The 25,215-nt window shown below is 60.9% G+C and carries 26 protein-coding genes; 22 read left to right on the forward strand and 4 right to left on the reverse strand.

Annotated features, from left to right (window positions below; genetic code table 11):
• The first annotated feature begins 242 nt into the window (after positions 1-242).
• Positions 243-908, forward strand: coding sequence for a hypothetical protein (locus tag EGI20_RS03075; protein WP_498629522.1), 666 nt, complete (start codon positions 243-245; stop codon positions 906-908).
• Positions 909-1,183: 275 nt separating this feature from the next.
• Here the strand turns inward: EGI20_RS03075 and EGI20_RS03080 are convergent, their stop codons facing one another.
• On the reverse strand, positions 1,184-2,038 hold the full coding sequence (locus tag EGI20_RS03080; RefSeq protein WP_498629524.1) for an HDOD domain-containing protein: 855 nt from the start codon (positions 2,036-2,038) through the stop codon (positions 1,184-1,186).
• 193 nt (positions 2,039-2,231) lie between these two features.
• On the opposite strand from EGI20_RS03080, the gene EGI20_RS03085 reads away from it, so the two are divergent.
• A complete protein-coding gene (locus EGI20_RS03085; protein WP_498629526.1) occupies positions 2,232-2,615 on the forward strand; it encodes a carboxymuconolactone decarboxylase family protein in 384 nt (127 codons plus the stop codon).
• 115 nt (positions 2,616-2,730) lie between these two features.
• Here the strand turns inward: EGI20_RS03085 and EGI20_RS03090 are convergent, their stop codons facing one another.
• Together EGI20_RS03090 and EGI20_RS03095 are read right to left on the reverse strand one after the other, a co-directional pair.
• Positions 2,731-3,117, reverse strand: a complete 387-nt coding sequence (locus EGI20_RS03090; RefSeq protein WP_498629528.1) for a ParB N-terminal domain-containing protein — start codon at positions 3,115-3,117, stop codon at positions 2,731-2,733.
• Between the two features lie 83 nt (positions 3,118-3,200).
• A complete protein-coding gene (locus EGI20_RS03095; protein WP_498629530.1) occupies positions 3,201-3,566 on the reverse strand; it encodes an Mth938-like domain-containing protein in 366 nt (121 codons plus the stop codon).
• 166 nt (positions 3,567-3,732) lie between these two features.
• Between EGI20_RS03095 and EGI20_RS03100 the strand changes: the two genes are divergently transcribed.
• The 13 genes from EGI20_RS03100 to astB all read left to right on the forward strand — a co-directional run bounded on the left by EGI20_RS03100 (position 3,733) and on the right by astB (position 17,261).
• Complete coding sequence (locus EGI20_RS03100) at positions 3,733-4,962, forward strand: pyridoxal phosphate-dependent aminotransferase (protein WP_124736462.1); 1,230 nt, start codon at positions 3,733-3,735, stop codon at positions 4,960-4,962.
• Between the two features lie 80 nt (positions 4,963-5,042).
• Positions 5,043-6,353: a homoserine dehydrogenase gene (locus tag EGI20_RS03105; protein ID WP_498629532.1), complete on the forward strand. Its 1,311-nt coding sequence runs from the start codon at positions 5,043-5,045 to the stop codon at positions 6,351-6,353.
• The gene (locus tag EGI20_RS03110; RefSeq protein WP_498629534.1) at positions 6,346-6,858 is read left to right on the forward strand and encodes a GNAT family N-acetyltransferase; all 513 of its coding nucleotides are present in this window, start codon (positions 6,346-6,348) and stop codon (positions 6,856-6,858) included. The genes EGI20_RS03105 and EGI20_RS03110 overlap by 8 nt, the downstream gene beginning before the upstream one ends.
• Positions 6,859-6,875: 17 nt before the next feature.
• Positions 6,876-8,282 (forward strand): threonine synthase, encoded by a 1,407-nt coding sequence (thrC, locus tag EGI20_RS03115; protein ID WP_498629536.1) that lies wholly within the window; start codon positions 6,876-6,878, stop codon positions 8,280-8,282.
• Between the two features lie 235 nt (positions 8,283-8,517).
• Positions 8,518-9,291, forward strand: a complete 774-nt coding sequence (locus EGI20_RS03120; RefSeq protein WP_498629537.1) for an ABC transporter substrate-binding protein — start codon at positions 8,518-8,520, stop codon at positions 9,289-9,291.
• A 69-nt stretch (positions 9,292-9,360) separates the two neighbouring features.
• Positions 9,361-10,047, forward strand: a complete 687-nt coding sequence (locus EGI20_RS03125; protein WP_498629539.1) for an ABC transporter permease — start codon at positions 9,361-9,363, stop codon at positions 10,045-10,047.
• Entirely contained in the window at positions 10,047-10,748 is a 702-nt protein-coding gene (locus tag EGI20_RS03130; protein ID WP_498629541.1) for an ABC transporter permease, read from the forward strand. The genes EGI20_RS03125 and EGI20_RS03130 overlap by 1 nt, the downstream gene beginning before the upstream one ends.
• An 8-nt stretch (positions 10,749-10,756) precedes the next feature.
• Positions 10,757-11,875, forward strand: coding sequence for a succinylglutamate desuccinylase/aspartoacylase family protein (locus EGI20_RS03135; protein WP_498629543.1), 1,119 nt, complete (start codon positions 10,757-10,759; stop codon positions 11,873-11,875).
• 104 nt (positions 11,876-11,979) lie between these two features.
• Entirely contained in the window at positions 11,980-12,777 is a 798-nt protein-coding gene (locus tag EGI20_RS03140) for an ABC transporter ATP-binding protein (protein ID WP_498629567.1), read from the forward strand.
• An 8-nt stretch (positions 12,778-12,785) separates the two neighbouring features.
• Positions 12,786-13,751 (forward strand): GlxA family transcriptional regulator, encoded by a 966-nt coding sequence (locus EGI20_RS03145; protein WP_498629545.1) that lies wholly within the window; start codon positions 12,786-12,788, stop codon positions 13,749-13,751.
• A gap of 98 nt (positions 13,752-13,849) precedes the next feature.
• Positions 13,850-14,887, forward strand: coding sequence for an arginine N-succinyltransferase (locus EGI20_RS03150; RefSeq protein WP_498629546.1), 1,038 nt, complete (start codon positions 13,850-13,852; stop codon positions 14,885-14,887).
• Positions 14,887-15,879 (forward strand): arginine N-succinyltransferase, encoded by a 993-nt coding sequence (locus EGI20_RS03155; RefSeq protein WP_498629548.1) that lies wholly within the window; start codon positions 14,887-14,889, stop codon positions 15,877-15,879. Before EGI20_RS03150 ends, EGI20_RS03155 begins: the two co-directional genes overlap by 1 nt.
• A 38-nt stretch (positions 15,880-15,917) precedes the next feature.
• The gene (astB, locus tag EGI20_RS03160; RefSeq protein ID WP_498629550.1) at positions 15,918-17,261 is read left to right on the forward strand and encodes an N-succinylarginine dihydrolase; all 1,344 of its coding nucleotides are present in this window, start codon (positions 15,918-15,920) and stop codon (positions 17,259-17,261) included.
• 69 nt (positions 17,262-17,330) lie between these two features.
• On the opposite strand, the gene EGI20_RS03165 is transcribed toward astB, so the two are convergent.
• A complete protein-coding gene (locus tag EGI20_RS03165) occupies positions 17,331-19,454 on the reverse strand; it encodes an autotransporter outer membrane beta-barrel domain-containing protein (RefSeq protein WP_498629552.1) in 2,124 nt (707 codons plus the stop codon).
• A gap of 123 nt (positions 19,455-19,577) precedes the next feature.
• Here EGI20_RS03165 and flgA point away from each other — a divergent pair, with 123 nt between their 5' ends.
• From flgA to dcuC, 7 genes are all read left to right on the forward strand, one after another.
• Positions 19,578-20,255 (forward strand): flagellar basal body P-ring formation chaperone FlgA, encoded by a 678-nt coding sequence (flgA, locus tag EGI20_RS03170; RefSeq protein ID WP_498629554.1) that lies wholly within the window; start codon positions 19,578-19,580, stop codon positions 20,253-20,255.
• Between the two features lie 67 nt (positions 20,256-20,322).
• Positions 20,323-20,622 carry a flagellar biosynthesis anti-sigma factor FlgM gene (gene flgM / locus EGI20_RS03175; RefSeq protein WP_124736545.1) on the forward strand — a complete coding sequence of 100 codons (300 nt, stop codon included), beginning with the start codon at positions 20,323-20,325 and terminating at the stop codon, positions 20,620-20,622.
• A 10-nt stretch (positions 20,623-20,632) separates the two neighbouring features.
• A complete protein-coding gene (locus tag EGI20_RS03180; RefSeq protein WP_498629557.1) occupies positions 20,633-21,094 on the forward strand; it encodes a flagella synthesis protein FlgN in 462 nt (153 codons plus the stop codon).
• Between the two features lie 82 nt (positions 21,095-21,176).
• Complete coding sequence (locus EGI20_RS03185) at positions 21,177-22,097, forward strand: CobD/CbiB family protein (protein WP_498629559.1); 921 nt, start codon at positions 21,177-21,179, stop codon at positions 22,095-22,097.
• Between the two features lie 109 nt (positions 22,098-22,206).
• Positions 22,207-23,730 carry a DEAD/DEAH box helicase gene (locus EGI20_RS03190; protein WP_124736542.1) on the forward strand — a complete coding sequence of 508 codons (1,524 nt, stop codon included), beginning with the start codon at positions 22,207-22,209 and terminating at the stop codon, positions 23,728-23,730.
• Positions 23,731-23,796: 66 nt separating this feature from the next.
• Positions 23,797-24,306: a GNAT family N-acetyltransferase gene (locus EGI20_RS03195; protein ID WP_124736541.1), complete on the forward strand. Its 510-nt coding sequence runs from the start codon at positions 23,797-23,799 to the stop codon at positions 24,304-24,306.
• Positions 24,307-24,449: 143 nt separating this feature from the next.
• On the forward strand, positions 24,450-25,215 hold a 766-nt coding region (gene dcuC, locus EGI20_RS03200; RefSeq protein WP_498629561.1), incomplete at its 3' end, for a C4-dicarboxylate transporter DcuC.

Below are 25,215 nucleotides of genomic sequence, written 5' to 3' on the forward strand. Positions count from 1 at the left end.
CGTGTCGCAATTTGTGCCCCAAATGGTACACATCAAAACAGGGTGTTTGCATTTATTTTGCATGGCTTGTCCATTGTCCATTTTGCTGTCGTTGCTCCATCCCGTGTGCCAGTTCCCGCGTAGGGTGGGTGAGGCCGCAGGCCGTCACCCACCAATCCGGTGGTGGCGTGGCGGTGGGTTACGGCGGCGTTGCCGCCTAACCCACCCTACGCGTTCACTCATCGCGTTTTTAGGAAATTTAAGTGCCAACCTTCACAGGAACAAACAGCGAATTCAAACGCTACATAGGTCCACGTTTGCGTAATTTTGTACAGATGATAACCAAGAAACACAAGGCTGCTGTTGGTGCGTGCGAGCATTGTGGTTGTAGGGATAACTTAGAAGCAGCCCATGTGAAGGGTAGAGACCGGAATCAGATCATCGATTTTTTACTCTCGTCGATTTCAGCAGACAGTGTAATAACGGTTGAACTACAGCAATTCGAAAGAGACTTTAAGTTCGAGCACGATCCAGTAGAAAAGGCTGTAGTGATTTTGTGCCGGCAATGCCATAAGGAATATGACGCAGAACACGATCCATATCCCGCAAAAGATCATGAACTGCTTCCTAGAGTCGGTTCTGCTGAGGCTACGCAAGTAATTGAAACCACCGGTGGTCTCTTGCCAATAACTTTGGAACCAATGCAATTAGCAGAGTTCAGGAGCCAGTTGCTCGCACATCACCAAGCGCAGATCACAACTTACTATAAAGATGGTCGGGTCGAGCATCGCGCATGGAGAGCATCGAGATTTACGGAGGCTTCTAATGTTATGGGTAATCTCCGGTCGCGCCCCGAGTTCAGGCAAGGTGTGTGGCAAGAAAGCGGTATCGTGAAGGTGCATGTCCGCATTGTGGAACGAGAGACTTAGCGCGCACCAATCTCTGTGATGTTGACTCGCTGCCAGATCAGCCTCGACGCTGATTCCCAGTTCCCAGTTCCCAGTTCCCAGTTCCCAGTTCCCAGTTCCCAGTTCCCAGTTCCCAGTTCCCAGTTCCCAGCAAGGGTGGGTTAGGTTGCAGGTCGTAACCCACCAATCAGATGGCGGCGTGGCGGTGGGCTACGGCGGCTATTCCCTCGCGCCGCTTCGCTTGCCGCGCTCGGTCAGCCGCCTAACCCACCCTACCTTACGCATGCGCGGACGGCTCAAGCGAGCAGGGTGTCGTGCATGGTCGAGCGCCAGTCCTGAAATTCGATCTCTCCCAACTGCAGGTACGCCAGCATGGCCGGGCCGACGTCGTTCCAGCCCGGGTCGGCCTCAAGGTCGGTCTGCGTCCGCCACACATGGCGGGCGGAGCGAGCGAGCGCGATCATGCGCAGGGCTTCGTCGCCCAGCCGGGACGACGCTCTTTCAAAGGCGTCCGCTTCGTACTGCTCGAGGATGGCGCGGCAGAAATTTTTCGGCATGTGCCAGGCGCGCGCCAGCAGATAGCCCAGCACCGCATGGTGGGTGTTGTGCAGGGCCTGTTCGATGGCGCAGATCTGGTTATCCCGGGTGCGGGCGGTCATGGCCAGCGTCTGGCTGTATTTGGGAAAGTGCAGCAGCATCAGCGGGATGCCGCAGCCGCGGAACAGCGCGAAGCTCTGACTGTCTTGCGGACAGGCCTGCACCAGCCGTGCCAGCTGGTTGACCAAGAGGGCGGAGGTGCCTGACTCGTCCCAGTAGGCTTCAAGCGCGGGGCTGGACGGTTGCGAGAACTGGCTGCGCAGCACCATGGCGTTGACCAGGTGCATCACGCTTTGCGTGCCCAGCAAGCTGATGGCCTGCACCACCGAGGTGATGGCGCGCTGCGCCCCCAGCAGCGGCGAGTTGGCTGCCTTGAGTACGGCGGCCGAGAGTGCCAAATCCTGCCCGATCAGTTGCGCCAGGCTGTCTGGGTTGATGTTGCCGGCCTGCCTCAGCGTTTCCAGCTGTTCAAGCAGCACCGGGCGTGGCGGGATCACCAGGTTTTTCAGCAGCGACTCTGTGTTGCCCCGATCCAGCAGAATTTTGTCGTTCATTTTTATTTTTTGTCATTTAAACGTCTGCATTATATGCGTTTGACTTTTCTGCTGTCCGTTTTCGTGGCGTGCTGTGCTTGCTCCGCACACCGGTAGCCGGGTGTCGCGTCGGCCGCACATCGGTCAAGGCAGGGGCTTGCTATTCGATATATAAAAATACATAATGTAAAAACTGCTAACGAAGGAGCCCACCATGAGCCACAACTACCAAGATCTGACCGCCGCGCTGGGCGGCAAGCTGGCCGAACTGCGCCGCGAAATTCCGGACACGATGAAGGGTTTTGGCCAGATGAACCGGGCGGCACATGCCGACGGTGCTTTGTCCAACAAGAATAAAGAGCTGATTGCCATCGCGATCGGTATTGCCGGGCGCTGCCAGGGCTGTCTGGCTTTCCATTCCAAGGCCTTGGTCGAGCTGGGTTGCACCCGCGCCGAGTTCCTCGAGATGTTACAGGTGGCGGTATATATGGGCGGCGGGCCGTCGCTGATGACGGCGGCCGAGGCGCTGATGGCCTATGAGAGTTTTGGTGGCGAGCGTGCGGCACAGGGCGAGAAGGGCGAGGCGTGCCCACTGTAAGCCGGCCGTAACCGTCACAAAAAGCAGGGTTGGCGCCCCGCGTCTTGTCCGGGGCGCGGGGCGTTTGTGTGTCAGGCGGTTGTAGTCTGCGGAGGTGCAGCGTCAACCCGCATGCTCAGTCATCGTAGGGCAGGGTGTCCGGATCGCAGTCGATGTAGTCAGGAGCCGGGTCGTCGGCGAACTGCACCGCGTGAATGCGGGTGAGCCCCTGTAGCCGTGCCTTACAGACGCGGTGCATGCCGTCCATGACCCGGCCGGCGCTGTCCAGAATGATCGGGTAGGCCAGATCGGCGCCTTGTATCAGTGCGCAGTGTTCGACCACGCTGTTGCAGGTCGGGACAACATGACCGTGTTGATACCAGTGGTTTTCATTCAGCTCGGCAATCTGGCCAAGGTCTACGGATTTTACCGGCAGGCCGTCGCTTAAGGCGATCAGACGCCGCACATCCCACGCCAGCAGACCATGCCCAGTGGCGCGAAAGTGGTATTGAGCACGAATCATCTTGTTTCTCCGTCTGATGCACGCCGCCGGCGGTGTGGGCGCCGGCTGTCATGGTGCCGGGTTTGCATGTGTGAAAACCGTTTTTACGACAACAAGGCGACCAGCACCTTGCGGCCTTCGGCGTACAGGATGTTGTAGGTGCGGCAGGCGGCTTGGGTGTCCATCACTTCGACGCCGATATGCTGGGCTGACAGCGCGGCATACAGGCGCGGGTGCGGGAAGCGTTGTTTGTGCCCGCTGCCGAACAGCACCACTTCCGGGCTGAAGGAAAGCAGGGCGGCGAAGTTTTCCGGCGTGAGTTCGGCAAAGCTGCCCACCTGCCAGGGCTGCACTTCGTCTCCGGTAATAATCAGTGCGCCCTCGTGGCGTACCTGATTGATTTCGACAAAGCCTTCGCCGTAGCCGGTGAGTAGATTGTGGCCGGTAACTTGGGCTTGATGCAGTTTCATGTGCGTGTCCGTAAGGCTGAGTGAAGAGGCTAGTGCAGCGCAGCACCGATTTGGGATAGGATTATAAATGACTCGACTCACGCTGGGCGTGAGTCCGCTATTTTGACTCTCCCGAATCATGTCCTGCTGCGCGGCCGGGCATGGTCGGCAAGGACCGACATCCGACATGCAAGCTATCCGTAAATCCCAAAAACTCGCCAACGTCTGCTACGACATCCGCGGTCCGGTGCTCGAGCACGCCAAGAAGATGGAAGAAGAAGGCCATCGCATCATCAAGCTCAATATCGGCAACCCGGCACCGTTCGGCTTTTATGCGCCGGACGAAATCAATGCCGACATGATCGCCAATCTGCAAAACGCCTCGGGCTATGTCGACTCCAAGGGGCTGTTTGCCGCGCGCAAGGCCATCATGCATTACACCCAGGAAAAGAACATTCCGGGGGTGGGGCTGGAGGACATCTATATCGGCAACGGCGTGTCCGAGCTGATCGTGATGGCGATGCAGGCTTTGCTCGACAATGGCGACGAAGTGCTGGTGCCGGCACCCGACTATCCCTTGTGGACGGCGGCGGTCAGCCTGTCCGGCGGGCGTGCCGTGCATTATGTGTGCGACGAGAGCCGCGGCTGGTTTCCCGACATCGAAGACATCAAGGCCAAGATCACGCCGCAGACGCGTGCCATCGTGGTGATCAACCCCAATAATCCGACCGGTGCCATCTACCCCAAGGAACTGCTGGAGCAGATTCTCGAGGTGGCGCGCACCCATCAGCTTATCGTCTACGCCGACGAAATCTACGACAAGGTGCTGTACGACGAGGCCAAGCATGTGTCCATCGCCAGCCTCGCTTCCGATGTGCTGTGCATCACCATGAACGGCCTGTCCAAGAACTACCGTGCCTGCGGCTACCGTGCCGGCTGGATGTCGGTGTCGGGCGACAAGCATCACGCCAAGGATTATATCGAGGGGCTGAATATGCTGGCCTCGATGCGCTTGTGCGCCAATGTGCCCGGCCAGTATGCGATCCAGACTGCGCTTGGCGGCTACCAGAGCATCAATGATCTGGTCGCGCCGGGCGGGCGTCTGGCACGCCAGCGCGATCTGGCCTACCAGATGCTGACCGATATGCCCGGCGTGTCCTGCGTCAAGCCTATGGGAGCCTTGTATATGTTCCCACGGCTGGACCCCGAGGTGTATCCGATCGTCAACGACCAGCAGTTCATTCTCGAGTTGCTGCAGCAGGAAAAAGTGCTGCTGGTGCAAGGCACCGGCTTTAACTGGATTGCGCCGGATCACTTCCGCGTGGTATTTCTACCCAATACGGATGATCTGACCGAGGCACTGGGGCGCCTGGGGCACTTCCTGGAAAATTACCGCCTGCGCCACGGTACCAACTAAGCGCACGGCGATGCAGACATGAGCAGGGGCACGGCAGTGCACCCTGCTGCCAACAAGAAAACAAGCATAGGAGCAACGATATGAAGCCGATCAATATTGGCCTGATGGGGGTAGGGACGGTTGGTGGTGGCACCGCCGTCGTCTTGAAACGTAACGCGGACGAAATCAGCCGCCGTGCCGGCCGTGAAATCCGCCTGTTTATGGCCGCCAACCGCGACCTCGTGCGCGCCCGCGAAGCGGTCGGCCCCGAGGTCGAGCTGGTCGATGACGCCTTCGCCATCGTCAACCACCCCGAGGTCGATATCGTGGTCGAGCTGATCGGCGGCGACACCATCGCCAAGGATCTGGTGCTGCAGGCCATTGCCAACGGCAAGCATGTCGTGACCGCCAACAAGAAGCTGCTGGCACTGCACGGCAACGAGATCTTTGCCCGCGCGCAGGAAAAAGGCGTGATGGTAGCGTTTGAAGCGGCCGTTGCCGGCGGCATCCCTATCATCAAGGCGCTGCGCGAAGGCCTGAGCGCCAACCGCATCGAATGGATCGCCGGCATCATCAACGGCACCTCCAACTTCATCCTCACCGAAATGCGCGAGAAGGGCAGCGGCTTTGCCGAGGTACTGGCCGAGGCGCAGCGTTTGGGTTATGCCGAAGCCGACCCGACTTTCGACGTCGAAGGCCACGACGCCGGCCACAAGCTGACCATCATGGCGTCTATCGCCTTCGGCATCCCGATGAATTTCGAGCACTGCTACCTAGAGGGCATCAGCCAGCTGCAAGGGCGCGATATCAAGTACGCCGAAGAACTGGGCTACCGCGTCAAGCTGCTGGGTCTGACCCGCCACACCGAAGCCGGTGTCGAGCTGCGCGTGCATCCGACGCTGATTCCGGAAAGCCGCCTGATCGCCAACGTCAACGGCGTGATGAATGCGGTGCTGGCCAAGGGCGATGCCATCGGCCCGACCCTGTACTACGGTGCCGGTGCCGGCGCGCTGCCAACCGCTTCTGCCGTGGTGGCCGATATCGTCGACGTCACCCGCCTGTTGACCGCTGACCCCGAGCATCGCGTGCCGCATCTGGCTTTCCAGCCGGACCAGCTGAAAGACCTGCGCATCCTGCCGATGGATGAAGTGGTCAGCTCCTACTATCTGCGTATCAGCGCCAGCGATCGCGCCGGTGTCCTGGCCAAGATCACCGGCTTGCTGGCCGAGAACGATATTTCGATCGAGGCGGTAATCCAGAAGGGCTCGGTATCCGATGGCTCGGCCGAAATCGTGCTGTTGACCCATCGCGTGGTCGAGAAGCAGGTCAACGCCGCCATTGCCGCGATCGAGGCGCTGGACAGCGTAAACGCACCAGTGGTGCGCCTGCGTATGGAAGAGCTCAATGGCTGAGCTGGCGCTTGAGCTGGGCATCCGTCACGCCACGCGTGACGATTTGCCGGCCATCGTCGCAATCTACAACTCGACGGTGGCCTCGCGCATGGTGACGGCGGACCTTGCGCCGGTCAGCGTGGCCCAGCGCGAGGGGTGGTTTGCCGCGCATAGCCCGGCGCAGCACCCGATCTGGGTGGTGGAGCAGGACGGCGCGCTGATCGCCTGGGTCAGCCTGTCGGCATTCCATAGCCGCGCCGCCTACGCCGCGACCGCCGAGATCAGCATCTATCTGGACCCGGCCGCGCGCGGCCAGGGTCTGGGTGGGCGCCTGCTGCGTTTTGCCGAGGAGGCCGCGCCCGCGCTCGGTATCCGTACCCTGGTCGGGCTGGTGTTCGCGCACAACGCGCCATCGGTCGCGCTGTTTGCCAAGCACGGCTATGCGCGCTGGGGCGAGTTGCCCGATGTGGCCGAGCTTGATGGTGTGCGCCGCAGCCTGCTGTATCTGGGCCGGCATCTGCAATAGACAATAAAAGAGAAACCATGAAGTACATCAGCACCCGCGGCCAGATGGCGCCGCTCGAATTTTCCGACACCATCCTGATGGGGCTCGCGCCCGATGGCGGCCTGGCCTTGCCGCAAAGCTATCCGCAGATCGACCGCGCGACGCTGGATGCCTGGCGCGGCCTAAGCTACGCGGATCTGGCGTTCGAAATCCTCAGCCTGTTCGCCACCGACATTCCGCCGGCCGATCTTAAGGCCATGCTGGATCGCACCTACACCCGCGAGGTGTTCGGGACCGAGGCGATCACGCCGGTGAAGACGCTGTACGACGGACTGAAGCTCCTTGAGCTGTCCAACGGCCCGACGCTGGCGTTCAAGGATATGGCGATGCAGTTCCTCGGTCAGTTGTTCGAATATGTGCTGGCCAAGCGCGGCGAGACGCTCAACATCCTGGGCGCCACCTCCGGCGACACCGGCTCGGCGGCGGAATATGCGCTGCGCGGCAAGGTCGGCGTCAATGTGTTCATGCTCTCGCCCAAGGGCAAGATGAGCAGCTTCCAGCGCGCGCAGATGTTCAGCCTGACCGACGCCAATATCCACAATATCGCGATGGACGGCATGTTCGACGACTGTCAGGACATCGTGAAGGCGGTGCAGAACGACCACGCCTTCAAGGCTGCGTACAAGATCGGCACCGTCAACTCGATCAACTGGGCGCGGGTAGTGGCGCAGGTGGTGTACTACTTCGCCGGCTACTTTAACGCGACCGAGAGCAACGACGAAGCGGTCAGCTTCTGCGTGCCCTCGGGCAACTTCGGCAACGTCTGCGCCGGCCATATCGCGCGCCAGATGGGGCTGCCGGTGGCGCGCCTGATCGTCGCCACCAACGAAAACGACGTGCTGGACGAGTTTTTCAAGACCGGTGTTTACCGTCCGCGCAGCACCGAACAGACTTTCGTCACCTCCAGCCCGTCGATGGACATTTCCAAGGCGTCCAACTTCGAGCGCTTCGTGTTCGATCTGGTCGGCCGCGATGGTGCCGAAGTCGCCCGCCTGTGGAGCGAGGTCGACGCCGGCCGCGGTTTCGACTTGTCGGCGCGTCTGGATGCGGTGCGCAGCGAATTCGGTTTTGTGTCCGGCGCCAGCAGCCACGCCGATCGTCTGGCCACCATCCGTCAGGTGGATGGCGAAGACGGCGTGGTGATCGATACCCACACCGCCGACGGGGTGAAGGTCGCGCGCGAACTGCGTCAGGCGGGTGAAACGATAGTCTGTCTGGAAACCGCGCTGCCGGCCAAGTTCGCCGAAACCATACGCGAGGCACTGAACCGCGAACCGCCACGCCCGGCCGGTTTCGAGGGCATAGAAGATCTGCCGCAACGCGTGGTCGAATTCGGCGCCGATGCGGCGGCGGTCAAGTCTTACGTGGCGCACGCGCTGGCGTAAGCGCCACTTCCCTTCAGCAAGGCAGCCTGTGGGCTGCCTTTTTTCTTGGCTGCTCGCAGGCGGATCAAGTGTTATGGCAAATTAATATTGATGTAACAAGTTGTCGCCTCGCTGTAACAGTGGCAGGCCCCTGCGGTGCTTTAATCTGCGCACGTGCTCCGGCACACGCTGGCGTCGTCGCCGGATAAGCCGTCATCGACAAGAACGGCCCAATCACCCTCTAGGAGAAACACAGATGAAGAAGCTTGCCCTATCTTTTGTTGCCGCGCTGTCAGTTGCCGGCTTTGCCCAGGCCGAAATGCCGAAAACCGTACGCATCGGCGTCGAAGCAGCATACGAGCCGTTCGCGTCCAAGAGTGCCGATGGCAAGCTGGTCGGCTTCGATATCGATATGGCCAACGCCTTGTGCGCGCAGATGAAGGTCAAGTGCGTGTTTGTCGAGCAGGACTGGAAGGGCATCATCCCGGCGCTGAATGCCAAGAAATACGATGCGATCATCTCGTCGATGACCATCACCGACGAGCGCAAGAAGGCGGTCGATTTTACCGACAAGTACTACCACACCCCATCGCGCCTGATCGCCAAGGCAGGCTCGGTCAAAGGTACGCCGGACAGCCTCAAGGGCAAGAAGATCGGTGTGCTCAAGGCTTCGATCCAGGAGAAATACGCACAGAAATATTACGCCCCGGCCGGCGCCATTGTCGTGCCCTACGACAGCACCCAGCAGGTGTATCTGGACCTGAATGCCGGTCGTCTGGACGGAACGGTAGCCGACAGCGTGGAGAGCTCGGTCGGTTTCCTGAAAAAGCCGGAAGGCAAGGGCTATGCCTTTATCGGTCCGGTGCTGGCGGATCCGGCGATCTTCGGCCTGGGGGCCGGCATCGCGGTACGCAAGGGTGACGATGCGTTGCGCAACGGCTTTAACGGTGCGATCAAGGCCATCCGTGCCAACGGCACCTACAAGAAGGTGAACGACAAGTATTTCAATTTCGACGCTTACGGCGCCTAAGCCCTGACGACGTGCCGGCGGCCCGTAGTCAGCGTGCTGCCGGCCGGACGAATTTAAGGAGGATGGCCAATGTTTGAAGGCTATACGGGCTATATCGTTGCCGGTGCGACCACCACGCTACAGATTGCATTGTCTTCGCTGGCCGTTGCCACGGTACTGGGTTTGATTGGTGCCGCCTGCCGTCTGGCGCCCAATCTGCTGCTTAACCGGGTGGCGGAGGCATACTCTACGCTGGTACGCGGGGTGCCTGATCTGGTGTTGATGCTTTTGGTGTTTTATGGCGGACAGACTGCCGCCAATGCCTTGCTTGAGGCTTTGGGTTTGCCTGCCATTGATTTCAACCAGTTTATCGCCGGTGTGCTGACGCTGGGCTTTATCTATGGTGCCTATCTGTCGGAAACCTTCCGTGGCGCGATCATGGCGGTGCCAAAAGGGCAGTGGGAAGCCGGCTGGGCTTACGGCATGAGCCGTCCGCGCGTGTTTTTGCGCATCATCCTGGCGCAGATGATACGTTTTGCCATTCCCGGCTACACCAATAACTGGCTGGTACTGACCAAGGCGACCGCGCTGGTGTCGGTGATCGGCCTGCAGGACATGATGTTCCGCGCGCGCGAAGCCGGTGCCGCCACACGCGAACCCTTTACCTATCTGCTGGTGGTTGGTGCGGTGTATCTGGCGATTACCTCGGTATCCTTGCTGTTGCTGAAGTGGGCGGAAAAGCGCTATTCGGCCGGCGTGCGTATGGGAGAGATCTGATGCTGGACTTTACGATGCTGATCGAACCCGACAACCTCAAGCTCTACACCGATGGCCTGCTGACGACCCTCAAGCTGTTGCTGGTGTCGCTGGCCTGTGGTCTGGCGGTCTCGGTGCCACTGGCGGTATTGCGCGTGGCCAAGAGCCCGCTGCTCTATGGTCCGGTCTGGCTGTACACCTATGTGATACGCGGCACGCCGATGCTGTTGCAGCTTTATCTGATTTATTACGGCTTGTCGCAATTCGCCGTAGTGCGCGACAGCCTGGCCTGGCCCTTGCTGTCCGAAGCCAGCTTTTGCGCCATGCTGGCGCTGGCGATCAATACTTGCGCCTACACCACCGAAATGCTGGCCGGTGCCATCCGTGCCACCAGTCATGGCGAGGTCGAGGCAGCCAGGAGCGTGGGCATGAGCCGCGCTACCCTGTATCGGCGCATCCTGCTGCCTTCAGCCTTGCGTCGCAGCCTGCCTGCGTACAGCAACGAAGTGGTGATGATGCTGCACGCCACCAGTCTGGCCAGTACCGTCACCCTGCTTGATATCACCGGCGCAGCAGATCGCCTGTATTCGACCTATTACATGCCGTTCGAGCCCTTCCTCGCGGCTGCACTGATCTACCTGCTGCTGACCTGGGGTCTGGTGCGGGTGTTCCGCAAACTGGAAGGCCGCTATCTGGCTTATCTTGCCCCACGCAGTCATTGAGGCCCGTCATGCATATTCAACATCATCCTTTGCCAGCCAAGAGCCTTGGCAGCCAGCGTCGCATCGAGAGTTTTCATTTTGGCGAGCCCGGCCAGGGCCAGAAGGTGTATATCCAGGCCGGCCTGCATGCCGACGAGAGTCCGGGGCTGCTGGTCTGCCATCACCTTAAGGCCCGTCTGGCTCAGGCAGAAGCGGCCGGACGCTTGCAAGGCGAAGTGGTGCTGGTGCCGGTTGCCAATCCTGTCGGGCTTGAGCAAAGCCTGATGCACGATGCCATGGGACGGTTCGATTTTGCCAGCGGTGAAAACTTTAACCGCCACTATCCCGACTTTTATGCCGAACTGGGCGAAACGCTGCGAGCGCAACTGGGGGCCGACGAAGACAGCAATACGCGTCTGGTACGCGCGGCCATGCGCGCGTTTCTGGCGGCGCAGACACCGGCTACCGAGCTGGCGGGCTTGCGCCACGCCCTGGTGTCGCTGGCCTTTGACGCCGATGTGGTGCTGGATCTGCATGCCGACTTCGAGGCGGTGCTGCATTTGTATAGCGAAACCCCGTATCTTGAGCAGCTGGAGCCGCTGTCGCGTTTGATGGAGGCCGAAGCGGTGCTGCATGCCAAGGGGAGCGGCGGCCAGTCTTTTGATGAAGCCATGAGCCAGATCTGGTGGAAACTGGGAGAGCATCTGCCTGACGATATCCCGCTGTCGCTGGCTTGTCTTGCCGTGACAGTCGAGTTGCGCGGCGAGGCCGAGGTTTGCCATCAACTGGCCGAACAGGATGCCGATCGCCTGTTTGACTTTCTGGTTTACCGCGGCGTGATCGCCGGTGAAAAACCTGCGCTGCCCGCCGCGCGTTGTCAGGCTACACCGCTGACCGGTTCCGAGACACTGATTGCGCCGGTGCCTGGCGTGATCGTTTACCGGGCCCGCGTTGGCGAGTGGATCGAGGTGGGGCAAACCGTGTGTGAGTTGATTAATCCCTTATCCGGCGCCGTGGTGTTGTTGAAGTCTACGGTGAGCGGGGTGTTTTATGCCCGTGAGAGTCGCCGTTATGCAATTGCCGGGATGAATCTTGGAAAAATTGCAGGTAGCATTCCATTTCGTCGTGGTTATCTGCTTAGCGCCTGAGCCATCCCCCCAACCGTTCCATACAAGAGTCAGCAAGAACTCGCCAGGAGAGAATCATGATGGAAGTACAAAACAGCCAGTTCAGCGGTGAAACTGCCGCCACCATGCCCGCCCCGACGGGGCTGTCACCCGCCGGCCGGGTCGTGAAATTGCAGGTGGAAAACCTGCACAAGAGTTACGGCAGCCACGAAGTTCTCAAGGGGCTCTCGCTGACTGCTCGCGCCGGTGACGTGATCAGCATCATCGGCTCCAGCGGTTCGGGCAAGAGTACCTTTTTGCGCTGCATTAATATGCTGGAGCGCCCGCATACCGGTCGCATCGTTGTGGCCGGTGAAGAGCTGGAGTTGGTCAAAGCCAGGGACGGCATGCTTAAGGCCGCGCGCGAGGTGCAGTTGCAAAAGATGCGCTCGCGTCTGGCCATGGTGTTTCAGCACTTCAATCTGTGGGCGCATATGACGGTGCTGGAAAACATTATCGAAGCACCGGTACATGTGCTGGGCGTGAACAAGGACGAGGCGGTGGCGCGTGCGCGTGGCTATCTGGCCAAGGTCGGCCTGTCCGGCGTCGAGGACAAGTATCCGGCGCATATGTCCGGTGGCCAGCAGCAGCGTGTGGCGATTGCCCGCGCCCTGGCGGTCGAGCCCGAGGTGATGCTGTTTGACGAGCCGACCTCGGCGCTGGACCCGGAACTGGTGGGCGAGGTGCTCAAGGTGATGCGTACGCTGGCGGAGGAAGGCCGCACCATGGTGGTGGTGACCCACGAGATGGGCTTTGCCCGTGATGTGGCCAACCATGTGATGTTCCTGCATCAGGGCCGGGTCGAGGAAGAGGGTTGCCCGAAAGCGATTCTGGCCAATCCGCAAAGCGAGCGCCTGCAGCAGTTTTTGAGCAAAACGCGCTGATTGCGGTGATGGCTGATACGCCTGCCACTCTGATTCGCGTCCTGCTGTTGCCGGGTTTTAGCGAAACCGAAGCCGGCATCGTGTCCGACTGTGTGGCGACCTTTAATGCCCGGCGCGCGCGCTTTGCCCTGCACTGGGTCTCGGTCGATGGCCTGCCGGTCAGGGCGGCCGCCGGGCGCGCATGGGCGGTTGATGCCGTTTTTGACAGCTCCTTGCCTGGTGCCAGCTTGTTGCTGGTACTGGCCGGTGAAATGCCGGAAAAAATGCCGGCAGCGTCGCCACTGCCGGCTCAGCTGGCCGCGTGTGCGCGTGCGGGCAGTCTCTTGTGCGGTGTGCGTGCCGGCGTGTTCAGTCTGGCGGCTGCCGGGCTGTATGGCGCCAGCCGTGTGGCGGTGCACTGGACGCTGGCTGAAGGTTTTGCCGAGTATTATCCCGCCATCGCGCAGTCCGGCCAGCTCTATGCGCTGGAGCACGGCCACGCCAGTTGCGCCGGGGGCCTGGCATTGGCCGATTGCCTGTTGCACCTGATCAGCCGTTTGCCGGAAGCACCGCCAACCGGCAGCGTGGCCGAAGACTTGCTGATGGAACGCCAGCGCCGTGGCGACGAGCGCCAGCGCGTGCCCTTGATGGCCAGCATCGGTGCCGCCGATCCCAAGCTGGTCAGCGCCGTGCAGCTGATGGAAGCGAATCTGGAGGAGCTGCTGACCACCGACGAGATTGCACAGCTGGTGTGCATTTCGCGTCGCCAGCTCGAGCGGCTGTTTCGCCAGTTTCTGGACCGGGTTCCCTCGCAGTATTACCTGGAGCTGAGGCTGGAGCGTGCACGCCAGTTACTCAGGCAAAGCAGCAAATCCATCATCCAGATCGGGCTGTCGTGCGGTTTTTCTTCCGGTCCGCACTTTTCCAGCGCCTATCGCAATCATTTTGGCCATACCCCGCGCGACGAGCGGCGTAGTGCCCAGCGCGCCAGCTGAAACAAGCTGTCGCCAGCGGACAATTGTGAGCTGTTTCCCTGGTTTAGAATCGTGGATATCCCACCGGGCTGAAGCGGCCTGTTTTAGCGAGATTGATCATGTTTGTGCTACGCCCCGCCTGTGTACATGATTTGCCGGCAATCGAGCGGCTGGCTGCGGCCAGCCCGGTTGGCGTCACGTCCTTGCCGGCTGACCGGCAGGTTTTGCTTGAACGCATTCTGGCCAGCGAGAACTCGCTGGCAGCCGAGGTGGGCTTTCGCGGTGAGGAGCGCTACTTCTTCGTGCTGGAAGATAGCCAAAGCGGCGAGCTGGCCGGCGTGTGCGGCCTGAATGCGGTTGCCGGCTTTAACGAGCCTTTTTACAGTTTTCGCAACGAGTCGCTGGTGCACGCCTCCAGCGAGCTGGGCATCGTCAATCACATTCATGTCCTGTCCCTGTGCCATGACCTGACCGCACACTCGCTGATGGTGTCTTTTTATATCCGCCCGGATCTGGTGGACACGCCCGAGTCCGAATTGCTGTCGCGTGCGCGCTTGTTGTTTGCCGCCAATTGGCCGGCACGTTTTGCCGACACCGTGGTGTCCGCCATGCTGGGAGTGGGGGATAAGGAACAAGGCTCGCCGTTCTGGGATTCGGTCGGCCGCGTTTACTTCGGGCTGGACTACCACGAAGCCGAGGCACTGTGCGGCGCGCGCGGGCGCAAGTTTCTGGGTGAGTTGATGCCGCAGCAGCCGGTCTATGTGCCGCTGTTGTCGGATGAGGCGCAATCGGTGATGGGCGAGGTGGGGGATGACTCTTTGCTGCCGTACGACATCCTGTCGCGTGAAGGTTTCGAGAGCGAAAACTATATCGATATCTTCGATGGCGGGCCTATTTTGCTTGGCCGCCTCTCCTCGCTCTATAGCGTGGCCGCCAGTAGCGTATTGGCGGTAGAGGTTGCGCCGTCGCTGGGTGAGGGCGAGTTGTTTTTGCTTGCCAACCAGCGTTTGCAGGATTTTCGGGCCATTGTGGTGCCAGGAGTGCTTGTCGCCGGGTGTTTGCAACTGGATAGCGAGGCGGCAGCGGCGCTGGGCGTGCGCGCCGGCGAGTGCGTGCGTGCGGTGCCCCTGTGGCAGACACAAGAAAGGAGTGCCTGATGCGGGTACGTTCTATTCGCCGCGAGGATCTGCCGGCACTGATGGCGCTGGCCGCTGATTGCGGCATCGGCCTGACGACCTTGCCGCATCATGAGGAAGTGCTCGCGCGCCGCATCGAAGCTTCGTTGCGTTCGGGGCCGGCGTCCGAGCATCGCAGCTGGCTGTTTGTGCTGGAGCAAGATGGCGAGCTCATTGGTGTGTCGGGGCTGGAAGGTGCGATTGGCCTGAAGGAGCCCAGCTATTACTACCGTCAGGGCCTGACGGTGCGCATGGCACGCGAAGCCGGCATAGACCGGCGCCTGCCGACGCTGACGCTGGGCAATGATCTGACCGGTGCCAGTGCCTTGTGCACGCTGTTTCTGGCGCCGGCATGGCGCTCCATGGGACGCGGCGCCTTGCTGTCGCGCTCGCGCCTGATGTTTATCGCCGATTTTCCCGATCTTTTTGCCCCGCAGCTGACCGCCGAAATCCGTGGCATCAACGATGCCAGCGGCGTCTCGCCGTTCTGGAATGGCTTGGGGCGGCAGTTTTTTCATGCCGAGTTTGCCCGTGCCGATTATTTGCGCGGTACCGGTGCTTGCGCAGCCATTGCCGCGCTGATGCCGCAGCAGACCGTGTTTACCGATATGCTGCCGCCCGCTGCCCGTGCGGCCATCGGGCAGGTCCACCCCGACTCGATGGGGGCGGTGCGCCTATTGAACGAAGAAGGGCTGCACGCCAGCGGCTATATCGACCTGTTCGATGGCGGGCCCGTTTTGCGCGGTGAAATAGCGCAGCTGAGGACGGTCAGCCAGAGCCGGGTGCTGGGGCTATGCGTGGGTGAGGTCCGTAGCGGCATGCGTTTCATGTTGTCCAACCGGTGCGCAGAGGATTTTGTCGTGCTGGTCGCCGATGCCGAACTGGTGGATGGCGGGCTGCGTATCAGCGCCGCCACACTGGCGCAATTACAGCTGGACGCGCACGACAGCGTGCGCGCGCTGGCATTGAACTGACCGCGCAAGCTGTCACGTTGACGAGAAAGTGAAGAACCATGCAAGCATTTGAAGCCAATTTTGACGGGCTGGTCGGCCCGACCCACAACTATGCCGGCCTGTCACACGGCAATGTCGCCTCGACCAGTAATGGCAGCGCGCTCTCTAATCCGCGTCTGGCCGCGCAGCAGGGTCTGGCCAAGATGAAGGCGCTGGCTGATCTGGGCTTCAAGCAGGGCGTGCTGGCTCCGCACGAGCGCCCGGATGTGGCCAGTTTGCGCCGTCTGGGTTTTGCCGGCAGCGATGCTGACGTGATCGGGCGCGCAGCCAAAGAGGCGCCGGCCATCCTGGCTGCGGTGTGTTCGGCCTCGCCGATGTGGACGGCCAACGCTGCCACGGTCAGCCCTTCGGGCGATACCGCCGATAGGCGCGTACATTTCACCCCGGCCAACCTTAATAACAAGTTTCACCGTGCCATCGAGCATCCGGTCACCGGTCGAATCTTAGGCGCGATGTTTGCCGACGAGACGCACTTTGCCCACCATCCGGCGCTGCCGGCGCAGATGCATTTCGGCGACGAAGGTGCGGCCAACCATACCCGCTTCTGTGCCGCTTACGGCGCGCGCGGCGTCGAGTTCTTTGTCTACGGCCAGTCGGCATTTGACGCCGCCGCACCGCGCCCGGCGCGTTTCCCTGCGCGCCAGACGCTGGAAGCGAGCCAGGCGGTGGCGCGCCTGCACGGCCTGAGCGACGAAGGTGTGGTCTACGCCCAGCAGCATCCGGATACCATCGATGCCGGTGTATTCCATAACGACGTGATCGCGGTCGGCAATGGCGAAGTGCTGTTCCACCACGAAAAGGCCTTCCTCAACCAAGATGCGGTGCTGGCCGAGCTGTCGGATAAGCTGGCGGCGCTGGGCGGGCGTTTCCAGTCTATTGAGGTGCCTGACGCCGAGGTCAGCGTGGCCGAGGCGGTGAAGTCCTATCTGTTTAACAGCCAGCTGCTGACCCGCGCCGACGGGCGCATGATTCTGGTGGTGCCGCAGGAGTGTCAGAACACGCCGCGGGTATGGGCTTACTTGGAAAAACTGCTGGCGAGCGATGGCGTGATTGCTGAGCTCAAGGTATTCGACCTCAAGCAGTCTATGCAAAACGGCGGTGGCCCTGCCTGCCTGCGCCTGCGCGTGGCGCTGACCGAAGCCGAAGTGGCGGCGGTCAACCCCAAAGTGTGGATGAACGACAGCCTGTTTGCCACGCTGAACGACTGGGTGGCGCGCCATTACCGCGACCGCCTGAGTGCCGCCGATCTGGCCGATCCGGCACTTTTGACCGAGTGCCGCACGGCGCTGGACGAGTTGTCGGCCATTCTCGGTCTGGGCGCGGTGTATCCGTTCCAGCGTTAAGCCTTAGCCAGACAAAACGGCCGGCAGACTCGCGTCTGCCGGCCGTTTTTACATGCTGCGGGCTCGCGTTTAAAAATTCATATTCAAGCCCAGATTACCGCCCCAGGCATTGCCGTCATCACGCCCGGCCGTGCCGTTGATCTGCACAAAGCCGGTGATGTTTTTGGCCAGCGCCACGCTGACACCGGCGGACAGGTCGGTCCAGTTGTCCGGCAGCGCCAGACTTTGGGTGACAAAGTTGCCCGAGGTAGTGAGCAGCCCGGCACTGATATCGCGAGCATCGCCCTTGAACTCGTGGTTGTAGCTGATGCTGGCGTAGGGGGTGGCTCTGCCCAGTGGCGCCTCTATGCCCCAGCCGAGCGAGCCGACCAGCGACTTGATCTTCTGATCGCCAAAGCGCATGGCGCTGAAGTCCAGATTGTCTTCTATCAGCGCGCCGACCTTGATGTGTTCGTAGCGCAGCCCGACCTGCGGGCCGGTATTCACTACGCCCAACTGCATGCGGTAGCCGCCCTCGAGCGCAAAGCCCATCTGGATGGCGCGGGTCGAGCCGGTCTGAGTTTCGTGGTAAACCGGTCCCAGTTTGACGTCACGGCGGGTGTCGATATCGGTATTGCCGAGGAAAACGTCGCCATCCAGCCACAGCGGGCCTTGACGGAAGTTGGCCAGCGCCGACAGCGAGCGATAGTCGCCATCGTAGCTGCCGATGGCGCCGATATCGGACTTGACCTTGCCACCGCTAAAGGCCACGCCCAGCGCAAGCTCGGGTGTGGCCTGATAGTCGAAGCCCAGAGTGGCGATGGCTTCGGGCTTGATCTCGCCCTCGGCAATATTGTCGCGGCCGAACCCGGCGCTGGCCAGCGCGCCCACTGTGCCGACGGCGCGTGGTGCTGCATCCAGCGCACGGGCGTGTGCCGACAGAGTCTCGCGTACGATGCGCCGTGCCGACAGCGGCACCTGGCCCAGCGCATCGGCCAGTGCCGGGGCCTGTACGATGGTGGCGAAGTAGTCGCCGAGGGCTTGATGTGTCAGTGGTGAAGGGTGGCGGTCATCTGCAAACAGATAGTTGATGCCTTGTGCTGCACCAGGTGTTTGTGCCCCAAGGGTACAGGTTAATGCACTTGCCGAGGGGATGCAGGCGGAGCCAGTCGTATTGTTGATGCCGAAGGCCGCCGGGTTGGCCAGTACGGCGGCGAACAGCCCGGCAACGTTTGGACGGATCACGTTGACGCCGCTTTGGGCGATGCCTGCGTCGACCGAGCTATTAAAGAAAGCTGTTAGCGTGTTAAGGCTAGCCTTTGCATTGTTGTATTCCTCGGTGATTGACTTCAACATCGCATCAAAGGCCGGGCCGCTTGATGCTCCAGCCAAGGCAGTGCTCAGGTTTTTAAGAGCTTGTCCAACAGCAGCCTCTTGAGTGGCGGTAGTTGGTGTTTTTTCAAGGCTAAGAGCAGGCCAGACAGCATTCCGTAACTGTAAGGAAATTTTTGCCGCCGCGATGCCTTGAGGGGAGTCTTCTTGCATGGTGAGCGGATCATAGCCTGCACTTTTGGCTGCAATCGCTCCGATAACGCCGCTCATTAAGGCTGGCGTATCGCCAAAGGCCGGCAGGTTGGGAGCCATAATCAGGCCGGCGCCGGCCGCCGATAGGCGACCTACCTGTTGTGCCAGCGAACCTGCCGCCGTGGCAATGCTGGTCTGTGCAGTTGTTGGGCTGGAGGCCGCGGCTGGGATGTCGTTGCCGCCAGCCCACACGAAATAGAACGCGTTTGGGTTGGCTTTGCCACCGCTACGGACGAGATAAGCATCAACTTGCGCTGGCAGGTTTGCAATATTGATATTGCTTCCATATAGCGGGCTCAGAACGGAGAAAGGCCCTTTGTTTGACTGCTGTGGTTGCACAGACTGCGCTCCGCCCTGTGCATAGTTGTTGCCGCTAAGGTTGTAACCGGTCAATGGGTTCACTGCATTTGCACTCAGGCCGAGCCGGGATGCAAGTACGTTGACGGCCAGTGGTGCATTGTTGATGGTCCAGCGGCTACTGGGGTCTAGGTTACCAACCGTACTGAATGCACCGGTATCACTCAGGCTGTCGCCAAAGAACCACGCTTGGCTGAATCCACCCGCTTGCGCGGCGCCCAAGCTCAGCGCCAGTGTGACGGCGCAGGCGGTTTTTTTCAGTTGTGCTTGCATGTGTTGCCCTCGATTGTTTTTTTGATGCAGATCAAATGCTCTACATGGAGTAAATATCCTAAAGTCGTGGGCGTTAGGTCAAACGTTTGTCGGCTTATCTGTTGTTGCAGGTACAATGGCGCCATGTTTCGACGTATTTTTGCGACAATGTTTTTTTTGCTGGGCATCGCGCCTGTGTGTGCGGGGGGCGGTCAGGATCTGGCGCGGCTGCAGCTTGAGGCGCAGCGTTTTGTTGACCAGCAAAGCGCCAGCGGGCGCGGCCCGGTGCGTGATGTTTCGCCGCCGGATGCGCGGCTGTTTCTGCCGGCCTGCCCTGATCTGTCCATTGCCTGGCCTGCCGGTGTGCCGGCCGAATCGGTGGCAGTGCGCTGCCCGGTATTGGGCTGGAGCATTGCCTTGCCGCTGAAGGCGCGCGGTGTGGCCAGCGTGTATGTGGCTGCCAGCCTGATTGGTGCCGGGCAAACTGTTGGTATGGGTGATATCCGTCTGGCAGCCGTGGCCAACCCGGCATTGGCGCGACAAGGCGTCAGCGATAGCCGCCAGCTTGTCGGGCGTGCAGCGCGCACCCAGATTCCACCGGGCGCTGTGATCCGGGTCACCGCTTTACGCGCGCCTTTTGTGGTGCGGATGCGCCAGACTGTGCGCGCCATGGTGAGCCAGGACGGACTCAGGGTGTCGGCCGAGGGCGTGGCCAATAATAATGCCGCCGCCGGCGAGCCGGTCAGTGTGCGCATGCCCGGTGGCCGCGTGGTCAGCGGCATCGCCGAGGCTGATGGCAGTGTGCGCGTGGAGATGCAGTAAAAAAGCTTCAAGAAATGGCGCAAGTTGCCGATATTGAACCCATAGCCCGTAGTAGCAAGGATGCAGTATGAAAATCGACTCCTCAAGCAAGGCACTGGCCGCCTACGCGAGCCAGCCGCGCGCGCTCAAGCGCGATGCCGGGGTGCCTGAGGCCAAGACTCAGGCCGCTGGCGAGAATGTCGCCATCAACCCGCTGGCCAGCCGCATGCAGGCCGCGGAAAAAGCCGCGCAATCCGCGCCGGCATTTGATGCGGCCAAGGTGGATGCGATCCGCACTGCAATTGCCTCCGGCCAGTATCAGGTCAAGCCAGAAGCGATCGCCGACAGTCTGATCAGCTCGGCGCGCGAATTGCTGGGCCGTGCATAAACCAGTGATGATGAATAGCCCCGAATTTGTCGCCAGTTGTCAGGCCGAACTATCGGTGATGCAACAGTTGTCGGCCTTGCTGGCCGAAGAACAGCGCGCCTTGCTGGCACTGAATGGCCATGTCTTGCAGCGGCTGGCGATGCAAAAAGAAACCTCGCTTGCCGAGCTGGCCACACTGGCCGCGCCGCGTTTGTCCATGCAGCGCGATGCCGGTCTGGATACGCCCGAAGCGCTCAATGGCTGGCTTGCGCACGATGAAAATGCCCGGTCTGCCTGGCTTGCGCTGGAGGCCGAACTGGCCCGTGCCCGCGTCTACAACGACATGAATGCCACACTGGCTGGCGAGCGCGGCCTGATGGCCGAGGCGTTGCTGGACACCTTGTCCAGCGCCGTGCGTCAGGCCGAAGGCTATGGCCGCAAGGGCATGGTGCCTGCCACCTTGTCCGGTTCGCGCTCTTTGGGTTCGGCCTGAATCTGCCTCGCATGCCACGGCGCTGCCGCTTTGTGGTATCTTCTAGTCGCGTCTAGAACCCTCAACCACTCGCCTTGAACTCATGATTCTGCTTTCCTTGATTGCTGCGCTGGCTCTGGAGCAGATCCGGCCCTTGGGTAACCGAAACAGGGTGTGGCTGCTGTTTATCCGCTATGCCAACCATCTCGAGCGCAACTTCAATGCCGGCTCCGAGCGCCATGGCGTCGTTGCCTGGCTGGTGGCGATTTTGCCGCCGGTCCTGCTGTCGCTGGCTATCTACTATGGCCTGTATGCGCTGAACCCGGCGCTGGCGCTGGCGTGGACTGTGCTGGTGCTGTATCTGACCATGGGCTTTCGCCATTTTTCCAGTGCGTTTTCCGAGATTTCGCTGGCGCTGTCCGAAGGGCGTGACCACGATGCCCGGCTGGCTTTGTCCGGCTGGATCGGTCAGCCTACCTCGGATATGTCGGTGAACGAGGTGTCGCGCCTGGCGATAGAGCAGGGCGTGCTCGACAGCTATCGGCATGTATTCGGCACCATGTTCTGGTTTGTACTGTTGCCGGGCCCTAGCGGCGCCTTGCTGTACCGGCTCTCGGCGATGCTGACCCAGAAGTGGGGCGAGCGTAATTTCGATGAAGACCCGTTCGGCCGTTTTGCCGCCCGTTTCGGCCTGTGGCTGGACTGGCTGCCGGCGCGTCTGGCTGCGGCCAGCTTTGCCGTGATGGGCAACTTCGAGGATGCGATTTACTGCTGGCGCTCGCAAGCGCGCACCTGGGGCAACTACACTGCAGGCATTCTGCTTGCGTCTGCGGCGGGTGCCATCGGTGTGCGTCTGGGTGATCCGCTCAGGCAGGACTATTTGCTGAAGATCCGCCCGGAACTGGGCACCGGAGACGAAGCCGATCCGCAGTACCTGAAAAGTGCGGTGGGCTTGATCTGGCGTGCCGTATTGCTGTGGCTGGCCTTGTTGCTGCTGCTGACTATTGCCGGCTTGTTTGCCTGACGCGAAAGCGGGATGTCCCGCTGACTGACGCCGCCCCGTTGGGAGCGGCGTTGCTGTTTTCTGATTATTCATTGCGGCCTTGCCATGGGCGGGGCCGCCGGAGCTGAACATGACATTTGCCGAGCTTGGCCTCTCGCCGGAAATCCAGAGGGCCATCGACGAGCTGGGCTATACCGAGCCCACGCCGATTCAGGCCAAGGCCATTCCGCTGGTGATGAGCGGATGTGATCTGATGGCTGCCGCCCAGACCGGTACCGGCAAGACCGCCGCTTTTGTGCTGCCGCTGCTGGAGCGTCTGAAAAAATTCGCCAGCTCCAGTGCGTCGCCGGCCATGCACCCGGTGCGTGCGCTGATCCTGACGCCGACACGCGAACTGGCCGATCAGGTCGGCGAGAATGCCCGCCTGTATACCAAGTACCTGCCGCTGCGCACCACTACCGTTTACGGCGGCATCAATATGGATCCGCAAGTGGCCGAGCTGCGCCGTGGCGTGGAAATCCTGATCGCTACCCCGGGTCGTCTGCTGGACCATGTCGGCCAGAAAACGGTGATGCTTAACCGCGTCGACGTGCTGGTGCTGGACGAGGCCGACCGCATGCTGGACATGGGCTTTATCCAGGATATCCGCAAGATCCTCGCGCTGTTGCCGAAGGAGCGCCAGACCATGCTGTTCTCGGCCACCTTCTCGCCCGAGATCAAGCGCCTGGCTGCCGACTTTATGAAGAGCCCGCAGACCATCGAAGTAGCGCGCCAGAACTCGACCAATGAAGACGTCGAGCAGCTGGTGTATCAGGTCGACAGCTATCGCAAACGCCATCTGCTGTCCTATCTGATTCGCGAGCGCCAGATGGGCCAGGCCATCGTATTCTGCCGTACCAAGATTTCGGCCGACCAGCTGGCGCGTGATCTGAAGCGTGATGGCCATGCTGCCGAAGCCATCCATGGCGACAAGGCGCAAAGCGCACGTCAGGAAACGTTGAACCAGTTCAAGGCCGGCGAAGTCAAGGTGCTGGTCGCGACCGATGTGGCGGCACGTGGTCTGGACATCAACGAGTTGCCTTATGTGGTCAACTACGAGATGCCTAATGCGCCGGAAGACTATGTGCACCGCATCGGCCGTACCGGCCGTGCCGGTGCCAGCGGTGTGGCGATCACCTTTATGGCGCAGGGCGAAGAGCGCCAGCTCGAAGGCATCGAGAAGCTGACGCGACAGAAGTTTGCCCCCAAGACGGTGGAAGGTTTCCAGCCGTCGTGGCTGCAGGCGCAAACTCTGGCCAAGCCGGCGGCACATCACACCGATGCACCGCGCCCGAGCGAGCGTCGCCCGCAGGAGCGCCGGCCGCAGGAAAGCCGTCCGGCCGAAGCCCGTGCCGGCCAGCGTCCCGAGCGCAAGGAAGTGGTACGCCGCAGCGAGCGCCACGAGCGCGCGGACCGCAACGACCGCAGCTCGGATCGCACCGAGTTCACCGCGCGCAAGCTGGTGCGTCTGGTTCATCCGCCGCGTCAGGAAGTATTTGACGAAGCCGACTACGCCGGCCAGCCGGATTCGCCGCGTATTGCCGGGCGTAACGACCGCAAGCCGCATGCCAAGCGTGAAGTGCCGGCGCTGTTGCTGCCGCCGCGCTACAAATAAGCGCTTTGTCCTTGCCTGCGCCGCCTTCGGGCGGCGTTTTCATTTGTCTTTTGTCTTGGAGAAATCATGTTCCAGCTGGAAACGCCCCATTTGCGCCTGACCGAGCTCTCTGCCCGCGATACCGACTTCCTGATCGAACTGCTGAACTGTCCGACCTTTCTGGCCAATATCGGCGACAAGAAGGTACGCAATGCCGAAGACGCGTTGCGCTATCTGGCCGAAGGCCCGGCGGCCAGTTACGCCTTGCATGGCTATGGCCTGTGGCGCGTAGCATTGAAAAAGGACGACACGGCTATCGGCATTTGTGGTCTGGTACGGCGCGATGTGTTGCCGGCGCCGGATATCGGTTTTGCCCTGCTGCCAGCTTATGCCGGGCAAGGCTATGGTTATGAGGCAGCGCAGGCCTGCCGCGATTACGCTATCGGGACGCTGGCGCTGCCGCGGCTGCTGGGCATCACCGATGACGACAATCTCGCCTCGCAGCGCTTGCTGGAAAAGCTGGGTTTGCGTTACGAGGGCAAGATGGCGGTGTATGCGGATGAGCCTGAACTGAGGCTGTATACGCTGTATAAATAAGTGGCAGGGGCCGCTTAGGGCAGGTAAGTAGATCGCGGCCAGGGGGGCGGTGAATAAGCAAGGCATCCGACTTTCTTTGAGCCGTATCAAGCACAATTCATCAGATTTTAATAAAATTCTGATTTTTAATATTTGGACTAGCCATGGAATTGCTCTTTGTAGTGATGGTGCTGGGTCTGGTGATCTACGCCATCATCAAGGACTACAACCCGCAGGCAGTGCTGGCGCTGGCCGGTATGGCCATCTTTGCCGTGGCTTACTGGATGGGGATACACCCCATTCTGGCACCGGATAAAAGCACCGGTTTTGCCCTGTTCGACCTGTTCGAGGTTTTTAACGGCATCTTCTCCAAGCGTGCGGCAGGCTTGGGTCTGACCATTATGGCGGTCGCCGGTTTTGCCACCTATATGTCGCATATCGGCGCCTCGCAGGCGCTGGTGAAGGTCGCGGTCAAGCCGGTTGCCAATATCAAGTCCAGCTATCTGATGCTGGTCATCTGCTATCTGGTTGGCGTATTCGTATCGCTATTCGTCAGTTCGGCCACCGGTCTGGGCTTGCTGCTGATGGTGACCATGTACCCCATCATGCGCAATCTGGGCATCAGCCCAGCTTCGGCCTGTGGCGTGATCGTGACTACGCAGGCATTCGAGATAGGGCCCACCCAGGCCAATGCGATCTTCGCCGCCGGCCAGTCCTTGCTGGATCCGACCACCTACTTTGTCGACTACCAGATCTGGCTGATTGTGCCGATGCTGATCGTGACCACGCTGCTGCACTTTTTCTGGCAGCGCCATTGCGACCGCAAGGCCGGTTACGACCCGCTGCAGCACCGCGGTGAACATGCCGAACTGGACGAGAAGGGTAGCGATGCCATCCAGGCACCATCCTGGTATGCGCTGTTGCCGGTGA

It is taken from the genome of Aquitalea sp. S1-19, from assembly GCF_024343515.1.

Excerpts from the sequence above, each read along its gene's own strand:
- EGI20_RS03080 (WP_498629524.1), bottom strand. The coding sequence starts at position 2,038 with ATGAACGACAAAATTCTGCTGGATCGGGGCAACACAGAGTCGCTGCTG.
- EGI20_RS03085 (WP_498629526.1), top strand. The coding sequence starts at position 2,232 with ATGAGCCACAACTACCAAGATCTGACCGCCGCGCTGGGCGGCAAGCTG.
- EGI20_RS03090 (WP_498629528.1), bottom strand. The coding sequence starts at position 3,117 with ATGATTCGTGCTCAATACCACTTTCGCGCCACTGGGCATGGTCTGCTG.
- EGI20_RS03095 (WP_498629530.1), bottom strand. The coding sequence starts at position 3,566 with ATGAAACTGCATCAAGCCCAAGTTACCGGCCACAATCTACTCACCGGC.
- EGI20_RS03100 (WP_124736462.1), top strand. The coding sequence starts at position 3,733 with ATGCAAGCTATCCGTAAATCCCAAAAACTCGCCAACGTCTGCTACGAC.
- EGI20_RS03105 (WP_498629532.1), top strand. The coding sequence starts at position 5,043 with ATGAAGCCGATCAATATTGGCCTGATGGGGGTAGGGACGGTTGGTGGT.
- EGI20_RS03110 (WP_498629534.1), top strand. The coding sequence starts at position 6,346 with ATGGCTGAGCTGGCGCTTGAGCTGGGCATCCGTCACGCCACGCGTGAC.
- thrC (WP_498629536.1), top strand. The coding sequence starts at position 6,876 with ATGAAGTACATCAGCACCCGCGGCCAGATGGCGCCGCTCGAATTTTCC.
- EGI20_RS03120 (WP_498629537.1), top strand. The coding sequence starts at position 8,518 with ATGAAGAAGCTTGCCCTATCTTTTGTTGCCGCGCTGTCAGTTGCCGGC.
- EGI20_RS03125 (WP_498629539.1), top strand. The coding sequence starts at position 9,361 with ATGTTTGAAGGCTATACGGGCTATATCGTTGCCGGTGCGACCACCACG.
- EGI20_RS03130 (WP_498629541.1), top strand. The coding sequence starts at position 10,047 with ATGCTGGACTTTACGATGCTGATCGAACCCGACAACCTCAAGCTCTAC.
- EGI20_RS03135 (WP_498629543.1), top strand. The coding sequence starts at position 10,757 with ATGCATATTCAACATCATCCTTTGCCAGCCAAGAGCCTTGGCAGCCAG.
- EGI20_RS03140 (WP_498629567.1), top strand. The coding sequence starts at position 11,980 with ATGCCCGCCCCGACGGGGCTGTCACCCGCCGGCCGGGTCGTGAAATTG.
- EGI20_RS03145 (WP_498629545.1), top strand. The coding sequence starts at position 12,786 with ATGGCTGATACGCCTGCCACTCTGATTCGCGTCCTGCTGTTGCCGGGT.
- EGI20_RS03150 (WP_498629546.1), top strand. The coding sequence starts at position 13,850 with ATGTTTGTGCTACGCCCCGCCTGTGTACATGATTTGCCGGCAATCGAG.
- EGI20_RS03155 (WP_498629548.1), top strand. The coding sequence starts at position 14,887 with ATGCGGGTACGTTCTATTCGCCGCGAGGATCTGCCGGCACTGATGGCG.
- astB (WP_498629550.1), top strand. The coding sequence starts at position 15,918 with ATGCAAGCATTTGAAGCCAATTTTGACGGGCTGGTCGGCCCGACCCAC.
- EGI20_RS03165 (WP_498629552.1), bottom strand. The coding sequence starts at position 19,454 with ATGCAAGCACAACTGAAAAAAACCGCCTGCGCCGTCACACTGGCGCTG.
- flgA (WP_498629554.1), top strand. The coding sequence starts at position 19,578 with ATGTTTCGACGTATTTTTGCGACAATGTTTTTTTTGCTGGGCATCGCG.
- flgM (WP_124736545.1), top strand. The coding sequence starts at position 20,323 with ATGAAAATCGACTCCTCAAGCAAGGCACTGGCCGCCTACGCGAGCCAG.
- EGI20_RS03180 (WP_498629557.1), top strand. The coding sequence starts at position 20,633 with ATGAATAGCCCCGAATTTGTCGCCAGTTGTCAGGCCGAACTATCGGTG.
- EGI20_RS03185 (WP_498629559.1), top strand. The coding sequence starts at position 21,177 with ATGATTCTGCTTTCCTTGATTGCTGCGCTGGCTCTGGAGCAGATCCGG.
- EGI20_RS03190 (WP_124736542.1), top strand. The coding sequence starts at position 22,207 with ATGACATTTGCCGAGCTTGGCCTCTCGCCGGAAATCCAGAGGGCCATC.
- EGI20_RS03195 (WP_124736541.1), top strand. The coding sequence starts at position 23,797 with ATGTTCCAGCTGGAAACGCCCCATTTGCGCCTGACCGAGCTCTCTGCC.